The organism is Rhizobium sp. KNZ2-6A (genome assembly GCF_056755475.1).
In genome coordinates this window covers 1-16,460 of the sequence record NZ_JBNDIC010000020.1, presented here as the reverse complement: position 1 = coordinate 16,460, position 16,460 = coordinate 1, and the positions used below count along the sequence as shown (strand labels likewise).

Genomic DNA, 16,460 nt, shown 5'->3' with positions numbered 1-16,460 from the left:
TGGGAGACATTGCGGGTGTATCTGGGAACGCAGGTCGACGCGCGGGACGACGATGACTATCGGGTCTTTGCACAATTGGGGGTGAAGCACATCTGCGCCGATCCGCCGGGGAAGCCGGAGAGCTGGACGCTGTCCGATCTCGAACGTCTTCGCGACAGGGTGGAGAGCTTCGGGTTGATTCTCGACATGATCCAGCTTCCGTTGCCGTCGCAGCCGATCGAAAAGGCGTCCTATCCCGATATCCTTCTCGCCGGGCCCGATCGCGATCGCCAGATAGATGCGGTCTGCAAGCTGATCGAGAATGTGGCGGCAGCCGGCATTCCCGCTGCAAAATACAATTTGAACCTCATCGGCATTCCGCGCACTCCGGAAGAGCCGGGGCGAGGGGGCTCTATGAATGCGAGCTTCCGCTGGGACAGGGCGGACCACGATGCAGCCCCCGGCCTTGCAGGAGTTCTGTCGGAAGACGAAAACTGGGAGCGCATCGACTATTTCCTCGAGCGGGTAATCCCCGTGGCGGAAAGCAATCGCGTTCGTCTCGCCTGCCACCCGCATGATCCCTACACGCCGCCGGGCTATCGCGGCGTCACGCGTGTGCTCGGCTCTGTCGAGGGGCTGAAGAAATTCGTCCTCATGCGTGAAAGCCCCTATCACGGGCTGAATTTTTGCCAGGGATCGATCGGCGAGATGCTCGACAATCCGCGCGAGGAGATCGATGACATCATCCGATGGTTCGGTACGCGCGATAAAATCTTTAACGTCCATTTCCGCAATATCCGCGGCGGCAAACTGTCCTTCATGGAGACCTTTCCGGACGAGGGCGACATGGACATGGTCCGCTCCGCCCGGATCTATAAGGAAGTCGGATATCGCTACATGCTGATGCCGGATCATGTCCCGACGATCAGCGGCCGTGATCCGACCGGCGTCGCCTTCGCCTTCTGTTATGGTTACATCGCCGCGCTCGTTCAAGCGCTCGATCAGGCCTGAACCTTGTTGACCCAATTGAATAAAGACAGGATTCCACGATGAACCCGATTGAACTGAAAAAGGCTGTTGGCAGCGGTCTCCTATCGTTCCCGGTCACGCATTTTGATCAGAATCTGAGGTTCGACGAGGCGAAGTACCGCAGCCACATCGAATGGTTGGCGGGCTTCGACGCCGCCGCACTTTTCGCCGCCGGTGGGACGGGTGAGTTCTTTTCCCTCAACCCCTCCGAAATCCCGCAGGTCGTGCGCGCCGCTAAAATGTCGGCCGGCAAGACGCCGATCATCTCTGGCGCGGGTTACGGAACGTCGCTTGCAATCGAAATCGCCAGGGCCGCGGAAAAGGCCGGCGCCGACGGTCTGCTGCTTCTGCCACCATATCTCATGTTTTCCGAGCAGGCGGGCCTGATCGCTCATGTAAAGGCGGTCTGCCAGTCCGTCGGCATTGGCGTGATCGTCTACAATCGCGACAATGCGGTGCTCAGCGCGGAGAGCTTGGCTCGGCTTGCCGACGAATGCCCCAACCTCATCGGCTACAAGGATGGGGTCGGCGACGTCGACAAGGTGATCGAGATCACCACGACCCTCAAGGATCGTCTTGTTTATGTCGGCGGCATGCCGACGCATGAGGTCTACGCCCAAGCCTATTTCGCGGCAGGCGTCACAACCTATTCTTCCGCGGTCTTCAATTTCATTCCGGCTCTGGCGCAGCGCTTCTATGCCGCGCTGCGCGCCGGAGACCAGGCAACGGTCGACACGATTCTCCGGAGCTTCTTCTTCCCGCTGGTAACCCTGCGCAATCGCAAGAAGGGGTATGCGGTCTCCATCATCAAAGCGGGCCTGCGCATCGTCGGCAAGGATCCCGGCCCGGTCAGGCCGCCTTTGACGGATCTGACGCCGGAGGAAATGGGTGTGCTGGAGAAGATTATCGCCTCGGCAGGGTGACGTTAGCCAGGACTTGAGCGATCGTTTGCGACAACGACGACCCATATTGGAGGGAGGAGACGCGTGACACAAATATCCTTTGGACTTGCCGCATCGGTGCTGGCAACGACGGCGATGTTCTCAGGTGCCGGCGGCGCTTCGGCAAGGACGTTCGTTTATGTTTCGGCGGCGACGGCCGGAGCGATCGACACTTACAGCATGGACGCGAAAACCGGCGCGCTCCAGCAGGTTTCGACCTTCGATGCGGGCAAAATGGTCATGCCTATGGCCGTCAGCGCCGACAAGAAGCACCTCTATGCTGTTATCCGTTCGCAGCCCTATCGCGTGCTGACGCTGGCGATCGATCCTGCAACGGGCAAACTCATCCAGGAAGCCGTCGCCGCCTTGCCTGACAGCATGCCTTATGTCTCCACCGATCCATCGGGCCGTTTGCTGTTCACCGCGTCTTATAGCGGCAACAAGGTCGCGGTGCTGCCGATCGGCAGGGATGGGCTTGTGACCGATGGTGCCCGGCAGATGATCCTCACCGGCCGCAACGCGCACTCGATCGTAAGCGACCGGACCGGCAGATATGTCTTCGCGACCAATCTTGGTTCCGACGCGGTGCTGCAATTCGTGCTCAATCCGGAGACCGGCATGCTGGAGGCGAACGATCCGCCGAAACTCGCGACCAGGCCGGGCTTTGGCCCGCGCCACATCATCGTCTCGCCGGACAACAAATCCGTCTACGTTCTGACGGAATTGACGGGCCACGTCATCCACTACGCCCTCGATGCCGCCAAAGGCACGCTGAGCGAAATCGAAAGCGTGAAGTCCGTTCCCGATGATGCCGGACTTTTTCCAGGCATTGCCCCGCCGGCTCAGGCAGCGTTCAACGCAACCGCACCGATTGCGGCTCCGGTCGATGACGGCAAGCCGAAGGTATGGGCTGCTGATCTCGGCATCACGCCGAACGGCAAATTCCTCTATACGACCGAACGGACCACCAGCAAGATCGCGCTGTTTCATGTCGCCGCAGGCGATGGAAAGCTGACCTACGTCACGAATTATCCGACCGAGCAGCAGCCGCGCGGCATTCGCATCAATCCATCGGGCCGCTTCCTTGTTGCTTCCGGTGAGAAATCCGACAAGCTTTCGGTCTATGCCATCGATCAGGCAAGCGGGGCGCTCACACCAGTCGATCGATATCCGGTCGATGCCGGCGCCAACTGGATCGAGATCGTGACATTGCCTTGAAGTGCAGCCCTATGCTGCAAACGCCAAGCGCCGGATCCGTTATTCCGCCTTGGCAGCCATCCCCGCAAGCAGGCTTTCCACCTCGGAAGAGGGAAGGGGCCGGGCAAACAAATAGCCCTGAAGCAGCTCGCATCCCGCGCCTTCGAGGAAGCGGGCCTGTTCTTCGGTCTCCACGCCTTCGGCCACGACTTCCAGTTCGAGCGTTCGGCCAAGCGACACGATGGCGGAGGTAATTGCCATATCGCCGGGCTTGTCCGGAATATCGGCAATGAAGGATCTATCGATCTTCAATCGGGAAAGCGGAAAGCGCCTGAGGGTGCTCAGGCTTGAATATCCGGTACCGAAATCGTCGATTGCGAGACTGACGCCCAGCCTCTTCAGTTCAAGCATGCGCTCTATCGCTCCCTCGACGTCGCGCATGATCAAGCTCTCCGTCAGCTCGAGCTCGAGCCATTGCGGATCGAGACCCGCCGTCTGCAGCGCCGACGCAACTTGGGCAGCCAGCGAGCTCTCCAGAAATTGCCGGGCCGATACGTTCACGCTCATACGCAGCGCTGGCAGGCCGCGATCCAGCCATGCCCTGGCCTGCTGACAGGCTTTGCGCAAAACGATTTCACCGAGCGGGACGATGAGCCCCGTTTCTTCGGCCAGCGGAATAAAGTCCCCGGGAAGCAGCAAGCCTTCGGAAGGATGCTGCCACCGCACCAGGGCTTCGACGCCGATCACCCTGCCGCTGCGGACCTCCTTTTGCGGCTGGTAATGCAGCACGAATTCATCCCGTTCCACCGCGCGCCGCAGCTCTTCGATCCGGCTCAGCTTGTTGCGGGCGTCCTCCGCCATGGACGGCGTGAACAATCGAATAGAGTTTCGCCCCGCTTCCTTGGCACGATAGAGCGCCATATCGGCACTTGCGAATAGGTCCGAGGCGGTTTCGCCGTGCTCCATGGCGCAAGCGACACCGATGCTGCAGCCGACGCGGATTTCGACGCCGTCGATAATCAGCGGCTTGGATATGGCCTCGAGAACAGTGGTGAGCCTCTCGTATATGGAATCGGAGGACTCCTCCAGAACGATGATGAATTCATCGCCGCCGATCCTCGCAACAATGCCGCGGCGGCCGACATGGGTCGATATGCGCTGTGCAACAGCCATCAGCAATTCGTCTCCGGCGGCATGCCCGAGTGTGTCGTTCACCAGCTTGAAATTATCCAAGTCGACGAAGGCAACGGCCAGCGGTTTTTGCTTTCGCGAGGCTTTTTGCAATAGGGCGCTGAGCTTGCGGTCGAGCAGCATGCGATTGGGCAGGCCGGTGAGGGCATCGTGTTCGGCCAGATAGGCAATATGGGCGATGTCGCGATGGCGATCGATAGCGATCCCAACCGTTTGCGCTATGCCGGCGAGGAATTCCATCAGCCCAGCTTCGTCCCCCTCGGTCTTCATCGTCACCAGCGCGCCGTGTCTGCCGCCATCCCGCGAGAAGATCGGAAATTCCAGAATGTCGCCGGCCAAGGATTCGGGTTGCTCGCTGTCGAGAATAAACTCGATCTGCCGGCCATCGAGCAACCGTTCAAGGAGGGATCGGGCATCCTTCAGAAGCTCGTCAAGATCGACGCCTCGTGCCACATCCTGCAGGAGTTTCGTCTGCGCGCTCATCAATTCTTCGGCTCGCTTGCGAGCGGAGATATCGCGGGAGGCTCCGACGACACCGATGATGTTGCCATCTCTATCCCGCAACGGCACGCGCGACATCATCAGCCAGCCTTCGCCCTTGAGGCGCCGCTCTTCCACGCCGAGATCGGCTTCGCCGCTTTCCATGACCTGGCGCTCGACTTCCTCGATCTTATACGCGTCGGCCATCGGGTGAATTTCGGCGTCCGTGAGGCCGATCAGTTCAGTGACGTGAGTAAAGCCGTTGTTGAGAACGATAGCCTGGTTGGCAAAGAGGAAACGGCCGTTTCTGTCCTTGGCGTAAATATAGTCCGGCACGTAGTTGATCATCGCTTCGAGCCATTCATAACGCTCGGTAAGCGAGAGATGCTGAGCCCGGAGCAATTCGAGCAGCTCACGGACATGCCGGTCATCATCGTTCGCATCTGTATTGGCTGACTTCGACGAGCTACCCGGCCGCTGTGTCATCAATGTTCTCTCACGTGGTGAACGGACAATAGAGGCAAGCAGTTATATAACCATGAAAACGGATGGAGCATTTTGGCCGTCATATACGAAGGCGTAAAGGCATATTGGATCATGATCTGGCTAAAAATACCGGTTTATCGGGGTTTTATCCGGAGGAACCTGAGCGGATTTGGCAGGCGTCGCATTGCATGGCGGGAGAAAGCCACAGTGCCCACCAGCACCTTCGACAGCCTGACACTTTGTGGCGCAATTAGAATTTCGTTCGGGTGGTTGCGCTGGATGCCGATCATATTCCGCGCGAGGCCTGGTGATCGCCTTGCGGAGCAGGGATGAAAACCGCTAAAGCCCGACCAGGAGAAATACAGGATTCGCAAGGACAAAGACATGGACGTTCGCAAAGCTGCGGCGAATGGCAATCTCGTGCTTGCCGGCATGCTTTTGATGCTCGTCGGCGATTTCATGTTTTCGCTGAACGATGCCATGGGCAAGTGGCTGGTTGCGAGCTTCTCCGTCGGGCAGATTCTGGTTATCCGCTCGCTCGGCTCGTTCATAGTCCTGGCACCCATGATTGCGCGGCAGGGCAGCGATGCGCTCTTTCGCCTTGAGCGGCCGCCGCTGCAGTTTTTGCGGGTGGTGATGACGACACTTGATGTCGCTCTCTTCTACGCCGCCGTTGCCTATCTGCCGCTTGCCGATGTCATGACTTTCTATATGGCCGGTCCCATCTATGTCGCGGCCATTTCGCATTTCTTCCTGGACGAGAAGATCGGTTGGCGGCGCTGGCTGGCCGTTTTTGCCGGCTTCGTCGGCGTATTGATCGCGCTTAAACCTTCGGCGGCGATGTTTTCCTGGCCATCGCTTTTCGGCCTTGGCGGCAGTCTCGCATTCGCGATGACGCTTGTGCTTGGCCGGCGGCTGCGCCAGACGAGCGATGCCACGCTCGTCGCCTGGCAAACGGTGGGCGCCCTTGCGGCCGGATCGGTGCTCAGCATCGGCAATTGGCGCGCGGCATCGGCACTCGATCTTGGCGCCATGCTGGCGCTCGGTGTCGTTGCCGGCGGCGCGCATTTGATGATCACGCGATCATTGAAACTTGCTCCGGCATCGCTGCTGGCCCCGCTGCAGTACAGTCTTCTCCTTTGGGCGATCATACTGGGCTTTGTTTTCTTTGGCGATATTCCGGATGCTCAGATCCTCATCGGCTCTGTCGTTATCGTGCTTGCCGGGCTTTTCATTTTCCATCGAAAGAATTTGGTCGATACGGTCCCGAAGGACGACGTCGCCCCGGATGGGCATTGAGGCTGACACGTCTCGTCATCTCGATGACATCTTCAGCCATTCGGCAACTCGTCTGCCTGAGCGCAGCACTGTGGCCACTTGGAGAGGTCGGCCAGGCAGATTAGGGGAGGCGAGGGCCAGCCGCCCACTAGGATTCGTGTTCATCCCCCGTTACGATAAACTGCGCATCAACAAATCTATGGCAGCCTGTAGAGCCAACGAGCGGAATGGGGAATTTGAGCCTGCTGTCGTCCCTGATGAGAAGAATGCGGAGCCACCCCGAGGTGCCAGGCATTGATCGCCTCGATCCGTCATACGATGTGCACCATCTCAAAAAGGTTTTCGACCGCTGTTCCAAGGCAGCCAGGATCGGAGTGTGGGAGTGCAGCCTTCCGGAAGAACGGCTCTCCTGGACGGATATGGTCTACGAGCTGTTCGATCTTCAACCAGGAACACCCCTGGTTCGGGATGACATCGTCGCGCTCTATTCGCCGGACGCAGCCAAGGAGCTTGCGCGGCTTCGAAATGCAGCCATCGAACAGCGCGGCAGTTTCTCACTCGATGCCGAGATCGTTACGTGCAAAGGCAATCGACGCTGGATCAGGATCACGGCGACGGTCGAATGCGAGAATGACATTCCCGTCCGTATCTTTGGCCTGAAACAGGATGTTACGGCGGAAGTCATGATGCTGCACGAGATCCGCCGCCGAGCGGACTTCGATCATCTGACGGGGCTGCCCAACAGGTTCAAGTTCCACGAACGCCTCGACGCGCTCTGCGGATCGGGATCGGCCACCAACACAGCGCTTCTGTTGATAGATCTCGATGGATTTAAGCGCGTCAACGACACCCTGGGCCACCGGATGGGGGATACGTGCCTGGTAGAGGCGGCGCGGCGCCTGACTGGCGCTGCGGAGCATGCCGATCTGGTGTCAAGAATCGGGGGTGACGAGTTCGCAGTGATCTACACCGGAGCAGCGGTGGGGCATGTCGAACATGCTGCCAGCCGTATTGCGCAGGAAATGCATTGGGACGCTCGCGACGGAATTGTCCTCGGTGCATCCGTCGGCGTCGCGTGGGCCGTGCCGGGAATGACCTCGGCCTCGCTCTATGAGGAGGCCGATAAGGCCATGTATCGGGCCAAAACGCAGGGCCAGGCTCGTCTCGTCGCTCATTGCACGACTGTTCAATAGCCGAAGCACCCCTCTCCAGGGGCCATCATTGATGCATTGTTTTCGACAAAATCGTTGCGTCGAAACGCGACCGGTATTCGCCTGTTGCAAGGGAGGCACGCGATTCTGGTGGTTCATTAGGGAGCGCTGATGACTTAAATTCCCGCTCTCCAGAACAAAGGACCAAGATGTCTGAACATTCCCGCACGCTAGAATCGACACGGCATTGTGTATCTGACCGAAAGCCTAAAGGGACGATAACGTATATAGCTGTTGCAATCATTGCTGTTCTCACATCATCGATTTCAGCCAGACATGAAGCTCCTGCACCATCGCAGAAACCCGTCGCGAAGTTGCTTCAAGACGTCAACTGATCTGCCGGGAAGTGCTGTACACCAACGTCGCCAAAGGGTGTATCTTGCGCTTTGAACAATTGTAGATTGGGTGGCAACAAGGTTGGAATGTCCGTTTCGATGCAAAGTTAAAGTTTCACTTTGGGCACGTCCTCAGCCAGTTAGAAATGCCGACATGTCCGCTTGCGCTGAGGCGAGCCCCCGACCAGACCGGGTTGCAAGGGAAGGGAGGGGGCAGGTGATAACATCCGACATCGCCTGAGGCAGACCGACGCGCTGGTCAGTCCCCATTTTCTCGATATTTCGGCAAGATCGCCCAAGGTCGATTTCGTTGAGCCCGATCCGGAAAAGAGGCTGAGAGCGGCAGCGGCGATTATGGCTATTCGCCTCCTATCAATCTTCAACTTTGGTCGATCGATAACAAAAAGGAGTTGGCCACAGCTTACTCACCATTGGAATGGGCGAGCGCCGTAGGATCGCCGGTTGAGAGAGATCGGGCGACCAGGGAGTTATTGCCCATGTGAGATGCGTGATAATCAGGACCAATTCAGATTATGCCCTCTATCACGCCAGAGCCATAATGCGTCATATATGACCATTTAATGGACAATATTGTGCATATCTGGAAATTAAAAGGCGAGCGCTATCTCGGTCTGTTCGTTTGCGAAGGCGGCTTCATATTCGCGCGCCAGGGTGCCGGAGACGCCCACTTGTCGAAGTGCATCTCGCCATTCCACGGAAATGCGTTGCGCCGTCTCGCGAATCATCTGACGCGCATCCGTCTCGGCGATCTCGAAGAACTCGCAGGCGTCGAGGGCCAGACGGATCGACCGATCATGAGCACCGCCCTCAAGAATTGCCGTTTCGAGATGCGGATTGCGGTCAGGTGCTGGGTTCACATCGAAAACCGGAGACAGTCGCCAGCGACCGGCCCCCACATAAAGGAAACCGTGATTCTTCAGATGGTCATCCTTGTTCGATACGAGGATGGTGAAGATCAGGCGCAGAAAGAGTTCGCGAAAATCGGCCTGCGGATCGGCGGCGTTTGCCCGCATGAAGTCGATGATCTCTGTATAGGAACCGAGTTCGGTTCCGGTTTTCCCCAAAGCAGTGCGGGCCGAAATGTAAGGAATGCGTGCGGTGCCGCGCCGGTCGAAACGCTGGACTAGAGCGACCGGGAACGACGTATCAGCCAGTTCCAGCCTGACCTCTGGCGTGCGGACCCCGCAGGCCCGGGCGAGGCGGAGCGTGGCGACCTCGACGCATTCGATTGGTTGCTGGTCGTGGACCGACGTGAACTTGGCAAGCCAAAGAGTCTCGCCGTCCCGGACATTTGCCTTGGGACGTGCGCCGCCGGAACCGCCCGCGCCGGCGAGCGCCTGCATGTCCTCGGGGGATATTTCCTTGCCCTGCTCATAGGCCCGGGCGATGGAGGTGATGGCCTCCAGATCGACCAGACGCGGTACGGCGTCTGCCGCGCCACCCCTGATGATTTCTCCCCTATCGTCCAGAAATCGCAACGCGCCCTGCCGGCAAGTGTCATCAGACAGGGTCAGGTACTCGAACTCAGAAAGGCCGTTGCCATAGGCGCGCTCGAGAAGCCTGCGGCCCCAACTATCCGGCGCGGCGTCGGCGAAGACACCAGCCAGTGCGTCGCGCACGTTTCCGGACTGGCCGGATGTGTGAAATGGCCCAGCTTCAAGGGGAAAGGTCGGTTGCACAGCAAAGGCGCGGGGGTTCTCGATCCAGGCGGGGTCATAGGCGAAGGTCGAGAACTGGCGCGGCCCGGCCTGCGTGAAACGCAGCTGACCAACGGGTGTCAGGCTCTCGCCGAGAACGACATGGGCGTTGAAGTCGGGCATCAGAAAGCCGAGCCGTCCGGGTCGACGACATCCGAACCATCCTGCGTCGTCTTACCCTTGGCCTTCTGCCTGCGCAGTGTAGTCGCAAAAGATCGTCCGCGACGCGGCTGGCGTTCGGCGGTCAACGCCAGGCCCAAATCGTCCTTGCGGATATCGATCAGGTCGGCCAGCCGGTCGACAAGACCAAGCACGACCAGGATATCCGCTAGCGTCCCGATCCCGACACCGGGATCTCCCTTCTCGAGACGCGCGACAGTGCTCGGCGACGTGCCCGCGCGCACCGCCAGATCGGCCACGGCGATGCCGCGCCGCAAACGAGCGCCGCGGATGTCATGGCCAAGCCTTTCGAGGGCGGACTGTGATTTCGGCGATCCCATAACAGTTATCCATATATGGCAGGTTTAATCGATCAAGATATCATATATGACGAATTAAACGGTTCAGCAAGCACGTTGGATAACGAGGCCCCGCCGATTATTCACTCGTTTTGCCGATATGCGCCGCAACGACGAGCGATTTACAAGCGATTGAGATTCACTCGAGAGACTACCTAAGTTGGAACTGAACTGCCGTTCAAGGTGCACATTTGAAGATTTGTCGTCTCCAACACCGGGCAGTGGTCCCAAGACGTCCTGCGGAGAAGGCAGCGACTGAACGGGTCTGCGATCTGCACGCGCACTGACCAATATATAGCGGGAATGGGGCCGTAGCAGACGGCAGCTTCCAAGGCCGCCATTGGCCGTTGAAGGAACGCGCAAATTCTTGGTTCAAGGGGCCGATTGCGGACTGGCAGGCTTCCGCATTTTGAACCTTTCTGGGTTTTCAGGTGAACGCTCAGCAGGTACTACAAGTTAACCTGCGGCTGCAGCGAGGAGACGAGCCCTTTGATCATCTGTTCACCAACTATCCGGGGAAGCGGAGCGACCACAGGCGTGTTCCGAAGCCCTGACAGCAGTATCCTCGCTATCGCAAGTACATTTCCACTACTTACAAATCCTCCCGGGCGTGCGGCCTATATGGGACAACGGATGCGTCAGAGGCTGGCACTTCACCGACGAGGTGAACTGCGGCCATTCGCTGTCTTTGATGAGTTGCGCTTGTCGATCAACGATGTGAGTTTTCATCCTTCCGATCCGGTCATAGCGGTGGCCGCAGGGAGTTATGACGGCGGCTTTCTGTTCGAGGGCGAACTGCTGTTCTGGAACTGGCAGACTGATCATTTCTGGCCGGCTGCAAAGGTAGTGCCGGAGGTCGAACAATGCAGCTTCACGGAGGACGGGAATCGGCTCAATGTCCTAGTCAGACCCTGGGACGAGGATTGGGGAGCGGGAGACGATCCCTTCGATCGTGTTTATCTGCTGAGTGTTCCCTATGGAGGGCTGAGTGAAGCTGGTGGCGCTGATATTGAGATAGACCCAGGGCAGGCAATTGTCCGGCATACTGTCGAGTTTGCTAGAAATGATTCCGGCCGGCATGACCTGATCGATCAACAGATCATGGAGTGGTTTGGCGTTGATAGGATATCAAGACGCGGTCCAATCTGGGACGTCGCTTGGGTCGATGATAACAGGGTCGCCGCCGTTCATAACGATTGCCTGGTGGAAATCCATGATCTGACAACGGGCAGCGTGACCAGCCTCAAGAAGGATGGTGCCCATGGCGCGAGCCTCCTTCGCACATCGCCTCCTCTGGTCGCGTCATATGCAAGAGAAGGCTGGCAGGTACGACGCTCGCAACTATCGGCAATTTCCAACGATGGCCTGGTCGAAATCGCGACATTTGAAGGTGCCTACAACTTCGTTTCCTCAATGGACGGACAGGTGCTCGGTCGACTGGACAGGAGTCTGGTAAGAGATGGAAAGTCGGATGTGATGGTCGATATCAAGACCGGCGATGTCCGCCTTTTCGACCTTGGTCACTATGATTGCTTCAACCATTTCCTCGGGATTGACGGCGCGCCTGACCTTTTCATGCTTCAGGGCACCCCCGAGACCCAGCATGAGAAGAAACGTCTTTGCCGGGTCCGAGCGGATGGCTCTGTTGAGACATTGTGGCACCTCTTGCCCCCCGATGGTACTAACGCCAGCCACGCCATGGAATGCCTTGGCTGCTACATCGATGATGAATTGGGACCAAGCGCAATTGTTTCTGGTCTGCATTATGATCCGAACCCTAGCAAGGGCAATCGAGGGTTTATTTTCCGTAGGCCGATCGAGCAGAGCAGGTTTGCGCGCCGCGGTTTTGTCCTTAGTCGGTTGAGCGACGACAAGAAGGTGCAAGAAGCATGGCGACTCGCCACCACGGCGGTCGCAAGTGCCATGGTGCATGCTCCAAAAGAAGAGCTGATCGTTGTGGCCTATCTGGATGGCACGCTCTCGCTGCTAAATGCAGCCGACGGGGTAGTCGTGATGGCTGGACGAGTGACGATCGAAGGTTTTCCAACGGTCATCTACTCTATGGATCTAGTTGAATCCTCTTTGGCTGTCGGCACTTTTGATGGACGTATTGCCGTCATTTATCTCGAGCAACTCCGCAATCGCGGGAGTACGGAACGCATCGAATTAGGCTAAAAGGCGATCGGAGCACCATGCGCCTTCAGATAGAACTCCGCAGCGATGCGCTCTTTCGCCTTGAGCGGCCGCCGCTTCAGTTTTTGCGGGTGGTGATGACGACACTCGATGTCGCTCTCTTCTACGCCGCCGTTGCCTATCTGCCGCTTGCCGATGTCATGACGTTCTATATGGCCGGTCCCATCTATGTCGCGGCCATTTCACATTTCTTCCTGGACGAGAAGATCGGTTGGCGGCGCTGGCTGGCCGTTTTTGCCGGCTTCGTCGGCGTATTGATCGCGCTTAGACCTTCGGCGGCGATGTTTTCCTGGCCATCGCTCTTCGGCCTTGGCGGCAGTCTCGCATTCGCGATGACGCTTGTGCTCGGCCGGCGGCTGCGCCAGACGAGCGATGCCACGCTCGTCGCCTGGCAAACGGTGGGCGCCCTTGCGGCCGGATCGGTGCTCAGCATCGGCAATTGGCGCGCGGCATCGGCACTCGATCTTGGCGCCATGCTGGCGCTCGGTGTCGTTGCCGGCGGCGCGCATTTGATGATCACGCGATCACTGAAACTTGCTCCGGCATCGCTGCTGGCCCCGCTGCAGTACAGTCTTCTCCTTTGGGCGATCATACTGGGCTTTGTTTTCTTCGGCGATATTCCGGATGCTCAGATCCTCATCGGCTCTGTCGTCATCGTGCTTGCCGGGCTTTTCATCTTCCATCGAAAGAATTTGGTCGACACGATCCCGAAGGACGACGTCGCCCCGGATGGGCACTGAGGCGGCTGCTTCAGCCAGAGCCTGCGAGTTCCCATTTATTCGCCAGTCAGTGGGTAACTGCCTTCTTAGATGGCAACATGCAGTCTGATGGCAAGGGCATGGCGGCCCTGTATCTTCCATACCTTTCATCGCGATCCCGAACTTGATGCGGCTATGTTGGTCGGATTACGTATCCTTCCGAGCTCGGCGAACGTCCTTGGTGGCATCGACGCCCTCATGCGCCGTCGTTGGGAGTATGAGCAAATATGACAGAGGATCTTTATCGCGTCGGCAAGTTCGATGACCGTTATCAAGCCTTCATCGAGACGGTCGCGGGACATCGTGGCAAGCTGCATCGCTATTGCAGCCGCATGAGCGGATCCGTGCTCGATGGCGAGGACATCATGCAGGATGTCCTCTTGGAGGCCTATCGCAAGCTCAATCATCTGCAGGACGGACAGAATGTCGGGCCGTGGCTGTTTCGCATCGCGCACAACCGCTGCATCGATTTCATACGCAAGCGCGCGGTGCGCAAGACCAAGGAAGCTGCGGCGGCCGGGCCCGACATAATGTCTCCCGCCGACGTCCACGGTCGCGGCATCAACCGGGCCTTGGAGCGGCTGGTCATCAACCTGCCGCCTAAGGAGCGGGCTTGCGTGCTTCTCAAGGACGTCTTCGACTATAGCCTCGAGGAAATCGCGGAGCTCGTCGCCAGTACCGTCGGTGGGGTCAAGGTCGCTTTGCACCGGGGCCGGTCGAAGCTTGCTGCGCTGCCAGACCAGCCATCGTCGGCAGGCGCCGCGGACAGGGAATTGCTTGACCTGCACGCTCTTTATGTCGAGCGCTTCAACCGCCAGGACTGGGAGGGTATACGCCAACTCATTCGCGATGACGCGCGGCTTTTGGTTACCAATCTTTTTGCAGGCCCAGCGTTGCCGGGCTACTTCACACGCTTCGAGCTGTTGCCATATCCGCGCAGGCTTGTCACCGCACTTCTCGACGGCGAACGCGTATTGGTGTTGCTGGGCGGGTTAGCGCCGCACATGGTCCCGACGGTCATCGTGCGTCTGGAATCGGACCGGCGCGGGATTCACTCCATACGTCACTATTCCCAATGTCCGTGGATATTTGCGGCCGCCGATTCCTTGACGATCGAGTCTGACACTTCGGCGACGCTGCACTAAGTCGAGCACGGCTGAACGCGCCGACGAATCCGTCGAAACGGGCCAACGTCCACGCCCGCTTGGCGTCGGGCGACGTATCTTTTTGCAGACCCCACTCGTCTTGGAGATGTCGAAAATCATGTCGTGATCCCGTTGCAAGTTCCGGCAAAATCACGAGCGATTTTTCGATATATGAGTAAATCTCAAACGGAGATGATATTATGGCAAGCAATGCAAGCAACGCCAACAAGGATCACTACGAAACACTCGCTTTCGCTATGTCCAGGGGCGAGATAAAGAGTCCGGAAGATAATATCGAATGGGCAGATATCCATTGGACATCGCTCACGGCGGAGCCGCGAGGGGTCGACTATATCGAAGCCGATGCTGACGGCGTTCTGGCTTTGTGGATCGTGCCGAAGCGTGCCAGCGAGGATCGTGTAATCTTCTATGCCCATGGCGGTGGTTTCGTCGGAGGCTCGATCTATACCCATCGCAAGATGGTCGGGCATCTGGCAAAGGCGATCGGCTGCCGCGCTTTGATGTTCCAATACGCCTACGCGCATCAAAAGAAATATCCTCACCAGCTCGAAACGGCCGTCAGCGCCTATCGCTGGCTGTTGAAACAGGGCGTCGATCCCAAACACATTGCCTTTGCGGGAGACTCGGCCGGAGCAATTCTCACCTACGGGACCTTACAGCGCGCTCGCTCTGAAGGAATGCCACTTCCTGCGGCAGTCATGATTGTGTCGGGATGGTTCGATCTCGCGCAGACTGGCGCAACTTACGAAATCAACCGTGCCAAGGACATCGCTTTTGCCAAGGAGGGGGTCGATTGGCTTGCTGCCAACATCCTCGGCGAGGGCGCTGATCATAAGAATCCCCTGGCCAGCGCGCTTTATGCCGATCTGAGAGGTTTGCCGCCGGTCTATCTGCAGGCCGGGGCCGACGAGGCATTGCTCGACGACAGCCGGATGTTCGTGAAGCGCGCAAAGGCAGCCGGGGTCGAAGTCCGGTTGGATATCTACCCGGAAATGCTCCACAGCTTCCAGATGATGGCCGGCCGTGCATCGGAAGCCGACGAGGCCATCGAGCAACTGGCGAAATGGGGCAGGTCGAAGCTCGGCCTAGCCTTAGCCTAAAGAACCGGAGATTGGATCCGAGCAGAGTGTCGTAGCTCTCGCCTTAGAGGTACAATCTCCCCTCATTGTCGCCGACAATTGTATCCAGCGAACCTGATCTCACGATAGATGGTCGAACGATGTCGTCCGAGCCGATCTCGTTGATCGGAATCTTGCGTTCGACAAGATGACGAGGGCGCCGCCGAGAGGCGACGACTGTCGCATCTCTAAAATGCCGTTACAAACAATGTGGCGGCAAGAGGGCATGGCGTTGATTTCCCGCTGAACAACGGTTGGCGTGAACGGAAAGAGAATACTCAGGCGGCTTGCGCTCCGTCCGGTAATACGAGCGTTTTCCGTGAACTACTTTTAGCTGCCTGCTGCCAGAGGAAATCGCCGGAGAATGCAATATCGGCAATATCTTCGAGAACGGTTTCGACCAATCGCTCCACGTCGGTGCGATAAAGATGAGGATTGCGCATAGCAATCAAAGAGATAAGTTCCGATTTATTCAAGGTTTCACCGTGATCTTTCTGTAAACGCGGGAATATTCCCCCAAGGCGCCGTTTTGCAAGGAACGACAGCGTCTACGCTTGTGAACCCTACTGTGTTTGCCGGAGACCAATTTTTGAGCTCTTGGCTATTGGGCCGACCTATTGCCCCTTTAGGCCCGCCGGGCGGAACGCTTCCAATGAGGCTCTATTTCCGGCTTCCGGCAGTCGTTCAGAATACCCCATCGGGAAATATTAAGCCGATCGATGCTGAAAAGTGCGATTGGCTGTTCAGCTTGCATCCTCATGTTTACGGGCATTGCGAAGATCGGATGAGGGGCTCAAGCCGTATGCGCTCTTATAGAGGATCGAGAACCGCCCCGGATTGGAACTGTCTCTTATACACATCT

At 58.0% G+C, this 16,460-nt stretch carries 12 protein-coding genes and 1 pseudogene; 9 read left to right on the top strand and 4 right to left on the bottom strand.

The window, feature by feature from the left end:
• Positions 1–15 precede the first annotated feature (15 nt).
• The 3 genes from ACPYOP_RS15565 to ACPYOP_RS15555 all read left to right on the top strand — a co-directional run bounded on the left by ACPYOP_RS15565 (position 16) and on the right by ACPYOP_RS15555 (position 3,167).
• Positions 16–990 (top strand): mannonate dehydratase, encoded by a 975-nt coding sequence (locus ACPYOP_RS15565; RefSeq protein ID WP_481411261.1) that lies wholly within the window; start codon positions 16–18, stop codon positions 988–990.
• 38 nt (positions 991–1,028) lie between these two features.
• Positions 1,029–1,931: a 5-dehydro-4-deoxyglucarate dehydratase gene (gene kdgD, locus ACPYOP_RS15560; protein ID WP_481411260.1), complete on the top strand. Its 903-nt coding sequence runs from the start codon at positions 1,029–1,031 to the stop codon at positions 1,929–1,931.
• A 63-nt stretch (positions 1,932–1,994) separates the two neighbouring features.
• Positions 1,995–3,167 carry a lactonase family protein gene (locus ACPYOP_RS15555; RefSeq protein WP_481411259.1) on the top strand — a complete coding sequence of 391 codons (1,173 nt, stop codon included), beginning with the start codon at positions 1,995–1,997 and terminating at the stop codon, positions 3,165–3,167.
• A 39-nt stretch (positions 3,168–3,206) separates the two neighbouring features.
• Here ACPYOP_RS15555 and ACPYOP_RS15550 read toward each other — a convergent pair whose 3' ends face one another.
• Positions 3,207–5,165 (bottom strand): putative bifunctional diguanylate cyclase/phosphodiesterase, encoded by a 1,959-nt coding sequence (locus ACPYOP_RS15550; protein ID WP_481411348.1) that lies wholly within the window; start codon positions 5,163–5,165, stop codon positions 3,207–3,209.
• Between the two features lie 522 nt (positions 5,166–5,687).
• Between ACPYOP_RS15550 and ACPYOP_RS15545 the strand changes: the two genes are divergently transcribed.
• Positions 5,688–6,602: a DMT family transporter gene (locus ACPYOP_RS15545; protein ID WP_481411258.1), complete on the top strand. Its 915-nt coding sequence runs from the start codon at positions 5,688–5,690 to the stop codon at positions 6,600–6,602.
• Positions 6,603–6,817: 215 nt separating this feature from the next.
• The gene (locus tag ACPYOP_RS15540; protein WP_481411257.1) at positions 6,818–7,774 is read left to right on the top strand and encodes a diguanylate cyclase domain-containing protein; all 957 of its coding nucleotides are present in this window, start codon (positions 6,818–6,820) and stop codon (positions 7,772–7,774) included.
• Between the two features lie 961 nt (positions 7,775–8,735).
• On the opposite strand, the gene ACPYOP_RS15535 is transcribed toward ACPYOP_RS15540, so the two are convergent.
• Positions 8,736–9,968 carry a type II toxin-antitoxin system HipA family toxin gene (locus tag ACPYOP_RS15535; RefSeq protein ID WP_481411256.1) on the bottom strand — a complete coding sequence of 411 codons (1,233 nt, stop codon included), beginning with the start codon at positions 9,966–9,968 and terminating at the stop codon, positions 8,736–8,738.
• Positions 9,968–10,345 (bottom strand): helix-turn-helix domain-containing protein, encoded by a 378-nt coding sequence (locus ACPYOP_RS15530; RefSeq protein ID WP_481411255.1) that lies wholly within the window; start codon positions 10,343–10,345, stop codon positions 9,968–9,970. Before ACPYOP_RS15530 ends, ACPYOP_RS15535 begins: the two co-directional genes overlap by 1 nt.
• 720 nt (positions 10,346–11,065) lie before the next feature.
• On the opposite strand from ACPYOP_RS15530, the gene ACPYOP_RS15525 reads away from it, so the two are divergent.
• The 4 genes and pseudogenes from ACPYOP_RS15525 (at position 11,066) to ACPYOP_RS15510 (ending at position 15,580) form a co-directional block, all read left to right on the top strand.
• The gene (locus ACPYOP_RS15525) at positions 11,066–12,538 is read left to right on the top strand and encodes a hypothetical protein (protein WP_481411254.1); all 1,473 of its coding nucleotides are present in this window, start codon (positions 11,066–11,068) and stop codon (positions 12,536–12,538) included.
• A gap of 47 nt (positions 12,539–12,585) precedes the next feature.
• Positions 12,586–13,296 (top strand): annotated as a pseudogene (locus ACPYOP_RS15520) (DMT family transporter); the annotation flags it as partial.
• A 245-nt stretch (positions 13,297–13,541) separates the two neighbouring features.
• Positions 13,542–14,459, top strand: coding sequence for an RNA polymerase sigma factor (locus ACPYOP_RS15515; RefSeq protein WP_481411253.1), 918 nt, complete (start codon positions 13,542–13,544; stop codon positions 14,457–14,459).
• 200 nt (positions 14,460–14,659) lie between these two features.
• On the top strand, positions 14,660–15,580 hold the full coding sequence (locus ACPYOP_RS15510; RefSeq protein ID WP_481411252.1) for an alpha/beta hydrolase: 921 nt from the start codon (positions 14,660–14,662) through the stop codon (positions 15,578–15,580).
• 296 nt (positions 15,581–15,876) lie between these two features.
• On the opposite strand, the gene ACPYOP_RS15505 is transcribed toward ACPYOP_RS15510, so the two are convergent.
• Complete coding sequence (locus ACPYOP_RS15505) at positions 15,877–16,074, bottom strand: HU family DNA-binding protein (RefSeq protein ID WP_481411251.1); 198 nt, start codon at positions 16,072–16,074, stop codon at positions 15,877–15,879.
• Between the last annotated feature and the right edge of the window lie 386 nt (positions 16,075–16,460).